Source organism: Sphingobacterium spiritivorum ATCC 33861, from assembly GCF_000143765.1.
In the GTDB taxonomy this organism is placed as follows: domain Bacteria; phylum Bacteroidota; class Bacteroidia; order Sphingobacteriales; family Sphingobacteriaceae; genus Sphingobacterium; species Sphingobacterium spiritivorum.
The window spans coordinates 309,936-325,595 of sequence record NZ_GL379772.1; the positions used below are offsets into that span (position 1 = coordinate 309,936).

The following is a 15,660-nucleotide window of genomic DNA, read 5'->3' on the forward strand; positions in this document are numbered from 1 at the left end:
AAACTAACTTTCGACAGGAAATGAGAAATAGAATGTACTTCCTAAACCCGGCTTACTCTCCACTCCTATTTTTCCGGACTGATTTTCTATAAAATCCTTGCTGATAGCCAACCCTAGTCCCGTACCCGATTTGGCGCTTCCCGGAATCTGAAAGTAACGTTCGAATATACGCTCCTGATATCTGGAATCAATTCCGCGACCAAAATCCTGTACAGCAAAGACCAACCTGTCCTGCTCTTTGTATAGTGACACAATGATTTCGTTATGGTCCGAAGAATAGCGAATAGCATTGGTAATAAAATTAGTCAGCACCCATGCCGTTTTTTCGGCATCTACCTGTATAAAGGGAAGGTCAGGCTGCACCTGCTGTATAATTGACAATCCTTTCTGTTCTGCCGGAATACGTGTCGTATCTACCGCATATTTCAGAATTTCCACAGGGTCATTAGCCTGCATATTCAACTGAATATTCCCTGTTTCAACCTGAGACATATTTAACAGTTCGGACGTAATCTTCAGCAATCTTTCGCTATCATCTCCGATACTTTCCAGTAATTGCTGCTGTTCATTTGTCAGCGTACCGGTACGTTCATGTGCCAGAATATTAAGGCTCATTTTGATAGAAGAAATAGGCGTTTTGAGCTCATGTGAAACAGTAGCAATAAAATTGGTCTTTGCAAAATCAAGTTCTTTAAAAGGAGTAATATTCTTCAGCATAATGACATAGCCGATCAGCTCTGAATTCTGTTCTCCTGTCGGAACAACATTTATATCAATGATTTCCTTTTCGAAGTATTGTTGTTTTCCGTCAGCAGCTATTTTGACCGGTTCGGCAGAACCCTGTCCCGGATTCATCATATCTCTGATCAACAGTCTTACAAGATCATTACTCACAGCAATATCCTGTATTTGCCTGCCTTGTATAGCAGTCCATTCCAATCCTGTAACCTTAAGAGCCTCATGATTGGCAAATAATATTTTTTTCTGTTCATCAATGCCAATGACAGGATCGTGCATATTATTGATAAGTGTTTCGATTCTTGTTTTTTCTTTAAGGATAGTGGCCAGTTTACTGTTTGAATATTCCTCCAGTTTCTGCGCCATGGTATTGAAAGATCTGGCCAGCTCACCGAATTCGCTATGCCCTTCGAAGTGTACCCGTTCGCTGTAATTCTGAGCGGCTATCTGCCTGATACTACCGGTGAGTTCGCGTATAGGATCGGCAATATTGCCAGGCAAATTTACAAACAGCACAAAGGCAATCAGAAAACAAAGCGCTCCCGTCACGGATATCCAGATGATAGCAGAAGCGGCCGTTTCATTCGCAATATCACTCTTACGTCCTATAGCTTCCATATTTAAACGCATGACCTCTGCAATATCTTCGCGGATCAAGTCCTTAAGGTTAGCAGTTTGCGGATTTTTTTTCAATTCATCCAGATGAACTACGATTTGTTCCGTGGCTTCCTTCTCCCCTTTTTCAGTTTCATTAGCCCGCTGTAGCCGCAGGTTTTTCTCAAAATCTGTTAAAGCCTGCGGATCTGAATCCAGTTTATCCAACGCAAGCAACATATTGCGCCCATATTCCAATGTATTGTAATTGGCGAGCAGAATATTCTTGGTATCCTTCTTCAGGCTATTCACATAATAGGTACTTACTCCCGCAAGCAACACAATCAGAAGAAATAAAACACCTACTCCAAACGTCAGTTTTTCTTTAGTTCTCATATCCTGTAAATATTTTCAGTCCCTGACATAACAGATGTCAAGATAAAATAATTAAATCAATATCTGCTGATGACAGTTTTTTTAACAACTCATTGAACACTCCTGTTGCCAGAATAATCCCAAATAAGGTCAACTTCGGCTTACCTATACAGACGGTCGTAATATTCATTTTACTCACCTGCTCCAGAATAGCATTGGGGATTTGTTTACTTTTCACCTGCAATACCTGCCCGCCCAATTCGGTTGCTAATTTAAAATTATTGATCAGCAAACGCTGTTTATCCAAAGCGATTTTATCCACACTTTCCCGGGGAGTCTGCACATACAAGACATACCACTCTCCGCCGTAATAGCTTGCCAGACGTGCCGTCTTCCGGATCACATTCTTTGCTTTCTTCGCATCACTCCCTATACATGCCAGAAAACGATCATGTCTGACCATCATCCCTTTATGCAGCACATGGTCTACCTGTCTCACCACATGTCCTGCAACTTCTTTCAGTGCAAGCTGCCGGAGCTGAAGAATGTGATCACTTTGAAAAAAATTATTCAATGCAGCCTGTATCTTATCAGATGGATATATTTTCCCTTCCTTCAGGCGTGCGATCAGATCCTCCGCAGTGAGATCAATATTAACGACTTCGTCCGCCAGTGCAATAATCCGGTCGGGTATGCGCTCTCTCACCTCTATTCCAGTTATCATCTTTATTTCCTCATTCAGACTTTCAATATGTTGTATATTGACTGCACTGATCACACTAATGCCGACCTCCAGGATTTCCAACACGTCCTGCCAGCGTTTTTCATTCTTACTCCCTTCAATATTAGAATGTGCCAGCTCATCTACAATCACGACCTCCGGATGAAGATTAATAACAGCCTGAACATCCATTTCTTCAAGTTCCTTGCCTTTATAGAAAGAAGTACGTCGTGCAATGACTGGCAAACCTTTTAATTGTTCTACCGTTTCCACCCTGTTGTGTGTTTCTACATAGCCGATCTTTACATCAATCCCATTTCGCAGCAGCGAATGTGCTTCCTGCAACATCCGGTAAGTCTTACCTACACCGGCACTCATACCGATGTAGATTTTAAACTTCCCTTGTTTTGATTTCCTGATCAGAGAGAGAAAATGTTCTGCATTCATTCTTTCACTTTCCATGTCCGGTAGTTGATATACTTTATTGCAAAATATGTTAAAAACTAATAGCCAAAGCAGTGGTTGCCGTAAAGCTATTGTCTGTCATACGCTGATTCCGGTCTGTAAAAACAGCATCTTTACTGTTCAGATTTCTGAGCTCCGTACGCCAGATCACATCAGACAAAATATGATAATCTATATTGGCAGAATATCCAAAGGTCTGAAATCCATTTGGGGAATCCGATGCAATGATCACAGTTTTCTTATCCTGATAATATTCACCTCTTGCTGTCAGACTTACCTTATCTGATGCAGCATAGCGCGCGAGCAAAACAGGAGTATACCACACATCATAATCCTTTGATCCTTTCTTCTGCTGTTGCGCACCTATATCAAATCCGGCAGTCAGCCCAAATCGTTCGCTGACCTGATAGATAGCATATAGATTATGAAAATAACGCATCTGCCGTATGCTGTCAGCCTGATCATTTCCGACAAATGAACCGCTATTCAAAGTCAACCTCTCCATAGGTTTGAACGTCAGCTGATGTCCGAAAGAGAGCGTGTTATTTCCGTCAACCCGTCTGATCCGCTGCCATCCGTTCAGGATGAGCGCACTCATCATCCACCGTCCGTCTGCTGTAGTGTACGTAATCTTCGCTCCTGTTTCAAAGTAAGGAGAATTCTCGGCAAACAGACTTCTAGTCAATGCCCAGTTATCTTTACCCACTGCACTTTCAAAGCCCAGATGAGAAGGCATTATACCGGCATCTATCCACAGGTCATGCTTTGCAGAAAGCCTCACTCCCACATTAGCTTCATATACATTTTTCATAACATCATTTTCTGCAGCATAGTTTGCACTCATATACGTCCCGGCAGCCAATGCCAGATTGGACCGTACACGATCTGCAGAATAAGAAGCTTTCACATAGGCAAGATTCAGATTGATCTCATCAGACCGGTTGTGACTATATAAAAACCCGGGTCGGATATGATTACCAGGTTTGTTAAAATCCTGTGTATAGTAAACTTCCGCGTACCCCCCGAAACGCAGTGGATTTGTTTGCGCATTAGTCTGTGCAAAGACCATCTCACTTATCCCCGAGAGACAAATGCCCGTCAGCATAACTATTAATTTTAGAGTTGTATTCATATGTTATAGATGTATTATGTCAGAACAGTTGGTAGAGTTATTTTTTACTCAGTTGATCTAAAGCTATATTCAGTTTTAGAACATTGATTTTCTCCGGACCGAATAGTCCCCACAAAGGTTTTTCGGTCTGTTGATCCACCAGCTGTTCCACTTCGGATAGCGCCAGATTTCTGACTGCAGCTATCCGCTGAATCTGTACTTTAGCAGCCTGTACAGACATATTCGGATCAAGACCACTTCCGCTTGCGGTAACCAGGTCTACCGGGATATCCGATTTTTTAATACCGGGATTGTGTTGCATAAAAGTATCTATACGCGTCTGGACAACCTGCAGATATTCTTTATTAGATGGCCCCTTGTTGCTGGCTCCAGATCCGGAAGCATTATAATCAACAGCAGAAGGACGGGACCAGAAATACTGGTCTTCCGTGAATGACTGGCCGATATTGCTGTAATAGGTATGGCCATTATAGTTGATAATCTCACCCTTACCTTGATTAGGACTGACCTGAGCAAAAGCCCAGATAAGTGCAGGATAAAGGACAGTGAATAGAATAAGTGTTCCTAAAGTCAGCTTAATCGCTGGTAGAATATGTGTTTTCATGATGATTAACTTTATCAATGTATTATGAAACGATGATGATAGAACCTCAATATTATATAAATAGAGATACAACCAGGTCTATGAGTTTGATGGCTACGAAAGGAATAAGCACCCCGCCAAAACCATACAGAAACAGATTGCGTCGCAATAAGGCTGAGGCTCCGATAGGTTTATAAGTCACTCCTTTTAATGCCAACGGGATCAATACCGGAATAATGATTGCATTAAAGATCACGGCAGACAGAATAGCACTCTGAGGGCTTCCCAAATGCATAATATTCAGTCCCTGTAAGGCCGGAATAGCGGTGATAAACAATGCCGGAATAATCGCAAAATATTTGGCCACATCATTTGCAATGGAGAACGTTGTCAATGTACCACGCGTCATCAGGAGTTGTTTACCGATCTCCACAACCTCAATCAGTTTGGTGGGATCATTATCCAGATCAACCATATTACCGGCTTCCTTAGCAGCTTGTGTTCCGCTATTCATAGCTACACCGACATCCGCCTGTGCCAAAGCCGGAGCATCATTTGTACCGTCTCCCATCATGGCGACCAACCGTCCTTCAGCTTGTTCCTGTTTGATGTAATTCATCTTATCCTCAGGCTTAGCTTCAGCGATAAAATCATCCACGCCTGCTTTCTCTGCTATGAATTTTGCGGTAAGCGGATTATCACCGGTCACCATTACAGTCTTTATACCCATCTTTCTCAGCCGCTCAAAGCGCTCCTGTATTCCCGGTTTTATGATATCCTGCAATTCTATTACACCCATTACTTTTTCATTTTGGGATACGACCAGCGGTGTGCCTCCGTTACTGGAAATCTGTGTGACGCGTGCTTCAATTTCCTGAGGAAAGGTATGGCCGGCTTTCAGCACAATATTGCGGATCGCATCGGTAGAACCTTTACGGATACGTGTGTCTGTAAAATCCACACCCGAAGTCCTTGTTTCAGCAGTAAAATTGATATAATGCGGATCTTTTATCTGCAGTGTCAACGGATCCGGATTAGCCAGTTCTAGAATAGACTTTCCTTCAGGCGTATCATCGGCCATAGAGCTGAGAACCGCAGCCCGGATAAGTTGTTTCTCTTCTATTCCATCCGCTGCATAGAACTGAGTAGCTTTCCGGTTACCGATCGTAATAGTCCCTGTTTTGTCTAATAACAGGACATCAATATCTCCGGCAGTTTCTACCGCTTTACCCGATTTGGTGATGACATTCGCACGAAGTGCTCTGTCCATTCCGGCTATACCGATGGCGGATAATAGTCCTCCGATGGTAGTCGGGATAAGACACACAAACAGGGCAATAAAAGAAGCTATAGTGATAGATACATTTGCATAATCTGCAAAAGGTTTCAATGTCACCGTTACAATAATAAATACAAGTGTGAATCCTGCAAGCAATATCGTCAGTGCAATTTCATTCGGTGTCTTTTGGCGACTTGCACCTTCTACCAAAGCGATCATTTTATCCAGAAAACTTTCTCCGGGCTGTGTAGTGACCTGTACTTTGATATGATCCGACAGGACTTTGGTACCTCCGGTTACAGAGCTTTTATCACCACCAGCTTCCCGGATAACAGGGGCAGATTCTCCGGTGATAGCACTTTCATCAATAGTCGCAAGTCCTTCAATAATCTCCCCGTCGGTCGGAATCACGTCTCCGGCCACGCAGATAAAAATATCACCCTTTCTCAGTGAAGAAGAAGAGACAGTAGTTCCATTATCCAGCTTTGCAGGAGTCTCCTCACGGGTTTTGCGAAGACTGTCCGCCTGTGCCTTTCCTCTTGCTTCAGCGATAGCTTCAGCAAAATTGGCAAACAAAAGCGTAAAAAATAAGACCACAAACACCGTTGCATTATATCCAAAACTACCCTGTGAACGGTCTCCGCTCAATGTCCAGGCCGTGACAACCAGCATCACCAGCGTACCGACTTCTACAGTGAACATCACCGGATTTCGAAACATAAGCTTAGGATTGAGCTTGACAAAAGATTGAGCAAAAGCTTCTTTCATCAGATCTTTTTGAAACAAAGATTTATTAGTTGAGTTCATATTGTTATTCATATTTATAAATGAGCCATAGCTTAGTTTAGTGAAAAATGTTCGGCGATAGGCCCCAGTGTCAATGCCGGAAAGAAAGCAAGGGCTGCGACAATAACGATTACCGCAAAAACCATCAGTCCGAATGTCGCAGTATCTGTTTTTAATGTTCCGGAACCCTCAGGAATATAATTTTTAGAGGCCAGCAGTCCTGCAATTGCTACAGGTCCTATAATGGGCAGGAAACGGCTCAGAATCAATACAAACCCGGTGCTGACATTCCACCACAACGTGTTGTCACCCAATCCTTCAAATCCACTACCGTTATTCGCGGCTGAAGACGTATATTCATAGAGCATTTCACTGAAACCATGAAAACCCGGATTGTTCAATGTTGCTAATCCGTAAGCAGGGAATGCACTTGCAAGGGCTGTTCCCACCAGAATCAGGAAAGGATGCAAAAGCGCAATAATCATAGCAATCTTCATTTCACGGGCTTCAATTTTCTTACCCAGAAATTCCGGAGTCCTTCCGACCATCAGACCGCTGATAAACACACCCAGAATAATAAAAATAAAGAAGTTCAGCAGTCCCACTCCGTTTCCGCCATAGAAGGCATTAATCATCATTGCCAACAATTCATTCATACCACTGAGAGGCATAGTACTGTCATGCATAGCATTGATAGATCCGGTAGAGATCACCGTGGTCGCAATACTCCAGTAACCGGAAGCAATGGCCCCAAACCGGGTTTCTTTTCCTTCCGTATTACCGGAAGAAATATCAATACCCATTCCGCTTATTGCCGGGTTACCTTTTGCTTCCATTATAATATTCGGAATGACCAGCAGTAAGAATCCTATAGTCATAACCCCGAAAATCATCCAGGAAAGTTTTTTCCGTCGTATAAAATAGCCAAAGGCAAAGATCATCGCTAACGGAATGATCATCTGTGCAAACATCTCTGTGATATTGGTCAGATAATTCGGATTTTCAAACGGATGATTAGAATTGACACCAAAAAAACCACCTCCGTTAGTTCCCACATGTTTGATAGCAATAAAACCCGCAGCCGGACCCGTAGACACCTCTACAGTCTTGCCCTCCAGCGTAGTCATACTGTCTTTTCCGTTGAATGTCATTGGCGTACCGTTAAAGACCAGGATCAATGCCACGACAATCGATAGCGGAAGTAGAATACGCGTACAGGATTTAACAAAAAAGTTGTAGAAATTACCCAGTGTATCACTTCTCTTTTCGCGGAATGCTTTGAAAAGGACAACCCCGGCAGCCATACCTGTACCTGAACTTACAAATTGCAGAAACATCAGCCAGAATTGACTCAGATAACTCACACCAGTCTCTCCCGAATAATGCTGAAGATTACAATTGACGACAAAAGAGATAGTGGTATTAAAAGCCAGATGTGCTGACATATTGGGATTGTTATCCGGATTTAAAGGTAACCACTGCTGTGTCATAAGGATAAGCATACCCACCAAAAACCAAAGCATATTAATGGTCAGCAATGCAGCCATATGCTGTTTCCAGTTCATTTCCTGATGCTGATCAATACCGCTGGTACGGAATATTAATCTCTCCAGCGGATTGAAAACAGGGTCAAGCCATGTTTTTTCATTTCCAAAAACTTTAGCGATATATTTTCCAAAAGGTATAGCCAGAATGACCGTCAGGGCAAACATAAAGACTATACCTAAAATTTCTGTGTTCATATTATTGTTTTAGATTATTTGTTGCTGCGTAATAAGACATACAAACTGTAAATACTGACTTAAAATTTTTCTGGTTTGAGTAACACATAACAGATGTATACAAATACCAGAATCGAGATAATAAATAATGCGGCCATGTTAATTTTCAATTATTGTTTTCAAATACACCTGTCTCAGTTCTTTTGGAAAAAATGCCAGGTGTTTCTTCAGACTTTTTGGAGTTTCCTCATTTGCTATAATGCTTAGAAACTCATTTTCAATAGCATTTTTATCGTGCAGCTTTCCGTTCAGATATAGAATATTGACAATCTGGGCGGCTTCAATAGCCATTGCCTGTTGGTCTTCATCACCATGAATATGCTGCAAAAAATAACCTGCCAGTGATTGCAAAGCAGTGTAATCATCGCAGATCTGCTCATGGATAACCTGTGGAAGCCATTCACGGATTGTTTTAATAACTTTAGTTTCCATATCGCGAATGAATAATTAGATTTTATCAAAAAAATTGATGGATTTATAGAACAGCGCAAAACATATAATGCCTGCTATAATTAATAAGACTGTAAGCATGGGTAAGTGTAGATATTGACACATAAATCTGTAAGATGAACCGACCAGGATTATGTAAATAAAAAGATAGATCAACAGACGGAAGGGTCTGACCTTGCTCCATCTGCCAACAATCTTTCTCTTATCCTGATAAGTACATGCGGATTTCATGATTATAATGATGAAAGTTGACGGATATAAACTGAACGCAATGAATAAGGGATCTTAGTCTCTACCGATTGCCATTCCTGCGGATTACAGATACGTTTCATTCCATTGAATGAACGTACAAAGAGATTTTCGATAATCTCTTTCACCGCAGCATCACTTCTCCCGTAAAGCCATCCCATAAACATCATGCTCCAGCGCACACGAGGCAGATTATGATGCTGAAGCATATCTTTCATAAAAGTGACTACGATCTGAATAGCACCTGCGATATTCTCCCTCGAACTAAGTCTGTTAACTTCCTCACTGACTTCGGGGATCTCGGCCGAAATAAGAGGAAGCAGATCTGATTTGTGAATAATTTTCATCGGTATAAAATTTATATTTTATGTTATCTGATTTGAAATCCCTTATGCCAAAAGAGAGACCAACCGAACAATAAAAAATACAACCAATTGAAAATCAATTAAAAAAATGAGTTTGTCAAAATTTAAGACATAAAAAAGCCTATCAAAATGATAGGCTCATTATTAAAATGGAAGGATTAATTTATTTCTTCCTGTACAGGAAGTATGCTGATCTTCTGTTATTACTGTCCCAGATCAGTAAGTATTTGAAAGCCCAACAGACGCTTCATAAATGGGTTATATATTCCGGAACAGATCTTATATACTGATTTTATACTCGTCTATTTTACGATAGAGCGTAGCAATACCGATCCCCATTAGCCGGGCAGCTTCAGCCTTATTTCCATGTGTATGGAGTAATACATTTTGGATATGTGCCTGCTCCGCCAATGCCATAGAGAAGGGCGACTGTTGATGCAATTGTCTGTCTATTCTATTAAATTCATCCGGCAGACAGGTCATATCCAGCACATTTCCATCTGATACGATCACGCTCCGTTCGATAATATTTTTTAATTCTCTGATATTGCCTTTCCACGAATAATTCTTCAGCGCAGCTAAGTAATCCGGTGTACATGTCATCGTACTTAAATTGGCTTTAAGGGCATATATCTGCATATAATACTTCGCCAGTAATGCTATATCTTCTTGTCGTTCCCGCAAAGGAGGTAGCGTAATCGTAAATACAGACAGCCGATAGTAAAGATCGCTTCGGAAATGTTCTTTTGCTATCTCCTCTTCCAGATTACGATTAGTAGCAGCCAGTACACGCACATCTACTCGTGTAGGTTTAGTATCTCCGACTTTCAAAAACTCTCCGGATTCCAGCACACGCAACAGCTTTGCCTGCAAATCTACAGACATCTCTCCTATTTCATCCAGAAATATAGTGCCGGTATTTGCCTCTTCAAAAAGACCTTTTTTATCTTTGGTTGCACCTGTAAAAGATCCTTCTTTATGACCAAACAGTTCGCTTTCCAGAATCTCTCTTCCAAATGCAGAACAGTTAATAGCCACAAAAGGCTTGTTCTTTCGGTTGCTCTCATAATGGATAGCCTGCGCAAATACTTCCTTTCCGGTCCCGGTCTCTCCCAGCAGCAAGACCGTCGTGTCCATAGGAGCTACTTTCTTTCCTAAAGACACCGCCTGTAATACAGCTTTGGATTTTCCGATAATACTTTCAAAAGAATACTTCTTCTCAATCTTAAGCTCCAGTTGATGAACACGTTTTGCCAGAGACGCCTTATCATATGCTTTATTCAGCAACGGAATGATCCGGTGATTATCATCCCCTTTGGTAATATAATCAAATGCACCGTTTTTAATCGCTTTCACACCATCGGGAATATTACCATATGCAGTCAGCAGAATTACCTCTGCAAATGGCTGCACAGCTTTGATCTGCGGAATAAAACTTACGCCATCCCCATCCGGCAATTTGACATCGCACAGCACCACATCATAATCTGTTTTATTCAGTTGTTTGAGTGCAGGTTTGAGACTATCCACCTCAGTCACTTCATAGCCTTCACCTTCAAGCCCTATAATACGGGCAAGCAGTGTCCGCAATTTATGCTCGTCATCGATTAAGAGTACACGTTTCACAGTTCTTAAATATTAATGTTCTACATATCCTTAACAGATATCTCTAATTTAAATAATACCGTACAGCGATCCTCCCTTTTCACCCAATGTATCGACTCTGCGTTCTAACGCTTCATCTTTGATCAGTGCAGGAGCATGATGAGGTTTACTTCGCGCATCAATAATAAACGGACCTTCACAGCCCCAGTGCTTGAATCTGGTAAAACTACCGATACCATAAATATCATAGGCAGGATTGCTACGAGTGAAAGTTACCCACACAAAGTTATTGACTGTCTCTGCAGCGAAGCCGGCATCATCTGTCAATACGATCATCGGTATACCAGTCCAGTCCAGATGAGTGACCTGATTACACCACTCCTCTATAACGGATTGCTCCTGTTCATAATTTGTAAATGCACTGCCTTCCACCATCAGCACTCCCGGTATCGCCATACGTGCATGTTGAAAAGGTCTTGCCAGCTCAAATCCGGCCGGAAGCTCAGTAGCCAGCGTTCTTTTCTTTGTTCCGGCAGCGGCAAATACCACCTTTGACCCGGCATTCAGCCCATCTCCCGAATAATCCAGCGTATCAATCGTCGTATTCGTCTGAAAATGAATATCACGTGTAAGGTCTATACGCTCTAATATATGTCCGAAAAACTGAGGGATATTGTGGATATCCAGCTTCGGATTATCTTCATAAGCAGAAATAAAAAGATATTTAGCAAGGCTCAATTGATTCTTTCCCAGTATCTGATTAGCAATAGTAAGGATTTCCTGCGGGCGATCCACTTGCTGATAAGGGGTATACCGTTCAGAACCTATAGCAAACAGCAAAGGATGTACCCCTGCCGGATCCACAGCATTCACCGCATGCAATCCATTGATCTCCTGCGGAATTGCAGAACCGGTGATCTCATGGATCAACGCTCCAAAACTTGTATCTTCCTGAGGAGGTCTTCCTACCACAGTAAACGACCATATCGGATTTTTTTTGTGGTATACATTATGTACACGCATCAACGGAAAAGGATGTGTCAGACTATAATAACCAATGTGATCTCCAAACGGACCTTCAGGTTTGTTTTCATTAGGATATACTGTACCTGTGATCACAAAATCTGCATCAGCAGAGATACAAAAGCCTTCTTCATCATAGAAATATCGGAATCTTCTGTTACCCAGGGCACCGGCAAAAATCATCTCAGATAATCCTTCGGGAAGCGGCATTACGGCAGATAAAGGATGAGACGGCGGTCCGCCTACAAAGATACTTACTTTCAGAGGTATCCCAAGTTCATTTGCCTTAGTCTGATGTACACCTATTCCCCTGTGCAACTGATAATGCAAACCAATCTCCCTGTCCGGTACATATTCATTTCCGGATAATTGTATGCGATACATACCCAGATTAGCATTCATAATACCAGGTTTGCTTACATCTTCGGTATATACCTGAGGCATCGTGACAAAAGCACCTCCATCCATTGGCCAGTTCACTATTTGCGGCAACTTGCTGATCTGCGTTTTACCATACAGAATCGGGGCTCCGCTCTTGCGTTTCCAGGGGAGAGCACCCAGTGCAGTCATAGAGGAACCTACATATTGAAAAGGATTTTTAAGTACAGCAGCAGGATTCATTTTGACGTCCACAAGCTTTTTGAGGTGATCCAAAGAATCCCGGAACATAAACTTTGAACGTTCCAGTGTACCGAAAAGATTGGAAACGGCAGGAAATTCAGAACCTTTAATCCGTTCAAAAAATAAAGCTGGTCCTTCCTTGTCAAACACACGCATGTGAATAGCTGCCATCTCCAGATGAGGATCTACTTCTTCTTTTATTCGTATCAGGTGGCCATGTCTTTCCAGATCTAGCACACATTCCGCTAAACTTTTATATCCCATAACTGTCGTATCTTGAAGATTACAAAAATAGCAGAATATACCAAGTAAAGGCTTATTTTGACAGAATTATCAAAATAACAGTGACAACTTAGCAATCCTGTTCGATCGCTTGTTCCAGCGGAGTGAGTTCCAGCGGCATCAACTGCTGCCAATGCTGATTATCGACAATATCTTCATAGCGGATAACCTGCCTGAATTCCTCAAAATCTTCCCCGTTGATATCATATAATTTTGTAAATATCGCTTTGACCAAAGGCTTGGGAAGTATCAACGTTCGAGGAGGAGCCTTATCCGGGCTAAAGCGTGCATAAAGATTAAAAAAGTCACGGAAGCTGACAACGGAAGGGCCTCCCAGTTCGATTACTTTATCTGTAAACACATCCATTTTCAACATTTTTTGCAACCAACGGATTACGTCTAAAGCGGCAATAGGCTGAAAGCGGATTTTAGCAATCCGGCCGACGTAAGCAACCACTTTCTGTTGTTCCAGTACTTTGAATATATTATCCAGCATAGACCCCATTCCTACCGCACAGTTATTCAGCACAATAGTATATTGTATATGTTGTGCATTGAAAAGATCTATTATTGGACGAAGATGTTTTTTGTCCATCAGACGTGCTACATACGTAATACGCCAACAACTCTGCCTTCTGACCAGTTCTATAAAATTACGCAGGGCTACCATTTCCATTTTTATATTGACAGCGTCGTTCAAGGTTGGGACCTGAGCAAAATAAATTGCAGCATCCAGATGTTTGATCTGGAAATGATCATAATCCCCTGTTCTGCGTATCAGGTCTACAGGATACAATTCTGCCGTCACCGGCTCAGGTGTTCGGGAATAAAAGAGTTCCGTATTACGGGTTATAGCTGTCACATGCAGCTCTTGGTTAGCAAGATGTGCAGCAGCTCTCTTTCCCAGATAATTGTTCAATCCGCATATCAGCACTTCTTTCATTCCGGTTTGAATTTGTTTAGTTGAATGTTCCTCAATCAGTTTTTGTTAAAGAAGGAACATCTGTAGGCTATTTATGTTTAGGAAAACTTTAAATGTTACAAAACTCCTTCAAAAACTACCCGTACAAAAAAATGTCCGAATATTGTCAATTATAGCACAATTGAATTAAAACTGGCCTCTATAACCTAATAAATAATGTATATTTGTAGTTATTTAGAAAGATTCAACATAACTTGTTGGAGTGTTTAAGAAAAGTTTTATGGAAAGTAAAGTGACTCTTATTTGGTTTAGAAACGACCTTCGTTTTCATGACAATGAGATTCTTTTTGAAACAGTCAGTAAAAGTCCTATTATTATTCCTGTTTATTGCTTTGATCCCCGTTATTTTTCCAAAAAATCAAGTGGTCATCGGAAGACAGGGGTTCACAGAGCACGCTTTATTCTGGATGCGGTAAGAGAGTTGAAGGAAAAATTTGTGGCGATGGGTTGTGATTTAATGAGCTTTGTCGGCTATCCTGAAGAAATCATCCCCAGACTCGCTGCCAAATACGAAGTCAATGAAGTTTTTCACCATCGCGAGGTCGCATCACGTGAAACCATAATTTCTGAAAACGTAGAAACCGCACTCTGGAAACTCAAGATCAATCTAAAACATTTTATCGGACACACCTTATACCACAAAGAAGACCTTCCTTTTCCTATCCGTGATATCCCCAATGATTTCATGGTATTCAAAAAGAAAATAGAAAGAGAAAGTACAGTAAGGCAACCCTTCCCGACTCCGGAAGTAATGGTAACGCACCCACATCTGGAAAAAACGACTATACCGACACTGGAGGAACTGGGATATACGACCGAGGAAATACAAACTGCAAATAATAACCCCATCCATCTGCGCGGAGGAGAAGATGAAGCCCTCAAAAAAGTTGAAGAAGTACTATCAGGACAATTCAATGAGCAGTTGGACTATATGATGCTGTCACCTTACATTGCTGCAGGTGCACTATCCCCTATATATCTTTATCATAAAATAAAAGATGCAAAACTTGTCCTGAATAAAAAAAGAACAGAAAAATTGACTGCACAGCTACTGTGGAGAGACTACTTCCGTTTTATGCTTAAAAAATATCCGAATGTATTCTTTAAGAAAAACGGAACAGGCAAGAGTGAATATTCAAATGTCGAAACCAACCCGGAAGATCTGAAAAAGTGGCAATCCGGCCAGACAGGCTATGAATTTATTGATAAAGCCATGCAGTTTCTGTCACAAACAGGCAATCTGCCGTCAGACATCAAAAAAATAGTCAGCCTGTTTTTTGTTCAGGAATATCAGGGAGACTGGAGAAAAGGTGCTTCCTATTTTGAGGATATGCTCATAGACTATGCTCCTGCTACCACATACGGATATTGGGCACATTATGCAGGCGTAGGAACGAGCATTAAAAACAATACTCCGGCATCCTGGGAAGTTCAAATGAAGAATAGTTATCCGAACGGACTGGAAATCCCTTTCTTTGATCAAAATATTGTGGCTTAAACAAATAAACTAAAAGTCAAAAGAGTCAAAACCGACAGATTTAAAAAGTATTTGACCGGAGCAATACAGTTTTTCGAAAACATGCGTTGAAAAGGTCAATACTCTCATTATGAACTTTAAAAACATACTAT

Annotated in this window: 13 protein-coding genes; 1 reads left to right on the forward strand and 12 read right to left on the reverse strand. The window is 41.4% G+C overall.

Annotation, left to right across the window (positions count from 1 at the left end):
- Positions 1-3: 3 nt before the first annotated feature.
- The 12 genes from HMPREF0766_RS15825 to HMPREF0766_RS15880 form a co-directional block, all read right to left on the reverse strand.
- Positions 4-1,728 carry an ATP-binding protein gene (locus tag HMPREF0766_RS15825; RefSeq protein ID WP_002999366.1) on the reverse strand — a complete coding sequence of 575 codons (1,725 nt, stop codon included), beginning with the start codon at positions 1,726-1,728 and terminating at the stop codon, positions 4-6.
- A gap of 37 nt (positions 1,729-1,765) precedes the next feature.
- Positions 1,766-2,890 (reverse strand): sensor protein KdpD, encoded by a 1,125-nt coding sequence (locus tag HMPREF0766_RS15830; protein ID WP_002999367.1) that lies wholly within the window; start codon positions 2,888-2,890, stop codon positions 1,766-1,768.
- A 34-nt stretch (positions 2,891-2,924) separates the two neighbouring features.
- A complete protein-coding gene (locus HMPREF0766_RS15835; RefSeq protein WP_002999369.1) occupies positions 2,925-4,025 on the reverse strand; it encodes a porin in 1,101 nt (366 codons plus the stop codon).
- Positions 4,026-4,062: 37 nt separating this feature from the next.
- Positions 4,063-4,629: a K(+)-transporting ATPase subunit C gene (locus HMPREF0766_RS15840; protein ID WP_002999371.1), complete on the reverse strand. Its 567-nt coding sequence runs from the start codon at positions 4,627-4,629 to the stop codon at positions 4,063-4,065.
- A 52-nt stretch (positions 4,630-4,681) separates the two neighbouring features.
- Positions 4,682-6,706, reverse strand: coding sequence for a potassium-transporting ATPase subunit KdpB (kdpB, locus tag HMPREF0766_RS15845; RefSeq protein WP_002999373.1), 2,025 nt, complete (start codon positions 6,704-6,706; stop codon positions 4,682-4,684).
- Between the two features lie 20 nt (positions 6,707-6,726).
- Positions 6,727-8,415 carry a potassium-transporting ATPase subunit KdpA gene (gene kdpA, locus HMPREF0766_RS15850; RefSeq protein ID WP_002999375.1) on the reverse strand — a complete coding sequence of 563 codons (1,689 nt, stop codon included), beginning with the start codon at positions 8,413-8,415 and terminating at the stop codon, positions 6,727-6,729.
- Positions 8,416-8,474: 59 nt separating this feature from the next.
- A complete protein-coding gene (locus HMPREF0766_RS22740; RefSeq protein ID WP_115172024.1) occupies positions 8,475-8,552 on the reverse strand; it encodes a potassium-transporting ATPase subunit F in 78 nt (25 codons plus the stop codon).
- A 1-nt stretch (position 8,553) separates the two neighbouring features.
- Positions 8,554-8,886, reverse strand: a complete 333-nt coding sequence (locus HMPREF0766_RS15855; protein WP_002999376.1) for a DUF7674 family protein — start codon at positions 8,884-8,886, stop codon at positions 8,554-8,556.
- A gap of 251 nt (positions 8,887-9,137) precedes the next feature.
- Positions 9,138-9,500, reverse strand: a complete 363-nt coding sequence (locus HMPREF0766_RS15865; RefSeq protein WP_002999379.1) for a DUF7674 family protein — start codon at positions 9,498-9,500, stop codon at positions 9,138-9,140.
- Between the two features lie 297 nt (positions 9,501-9,797).
- Positions 9,798-11,144 carry a sigma-54-dependent transcriptional regulator gene (locus HMPREF0766_RS15870; protein ID WP_002999383.1) on the reverse strand — a complete coding sequence of 449 codons (1,347 nt, stop codon included), beginning with the start codon at positions 11,142-11,144 and terminating at the stop codon, positions 9,798-9,800.
- Between the two features lie 48 nt (positions 11,145-11,192).
- Complete coding sequence (locus HMPREF0766_RS15875; RefSeq protein ID WP_002999385.1) at positions 11,193-13,031, reverse strand: UbiD family decarboxylase; 1,839 nt, start codon at positions 13,029-13,031, stop codon at positions 11,193-11,195.
- A gap of 88 nt (positions 13,032-13,119) precedes the next feature.
- Positions 13,120-13,992, reverse strand: coding sequence for a Rossmann-fold NAD(P)-binding domain-containing protein (locus HMPREF0766_RS15880; RefSeq protein WP_002999387.1), 873 nt, complete (start codon positions 13,990-13,992; stop codon positions 13,120-13,122).
- Between the two features lie 259 nt (positions 13,993-14,251).
- Between HMPREF0766_RS15880 and HMPREF0766_RS15885 the strand changes: the two genes are divergently transcribed.
- The gene (locus tag HMPREF0766_RS15885; protein ID WP_002999389.1) at positions 14,252-15,529 is read left to right on the forward strand and encodes a deoxyribodipyrimidine photo-lyase; all 1,278 of its coding nucleotides are present in this window, start codon (positions 14,252-14,254) and stop codon (positions 15,527-15,529) included.
- The last annotated feature ends 131 nt before the right edge of the window (positions 15,530-15,660 follow it).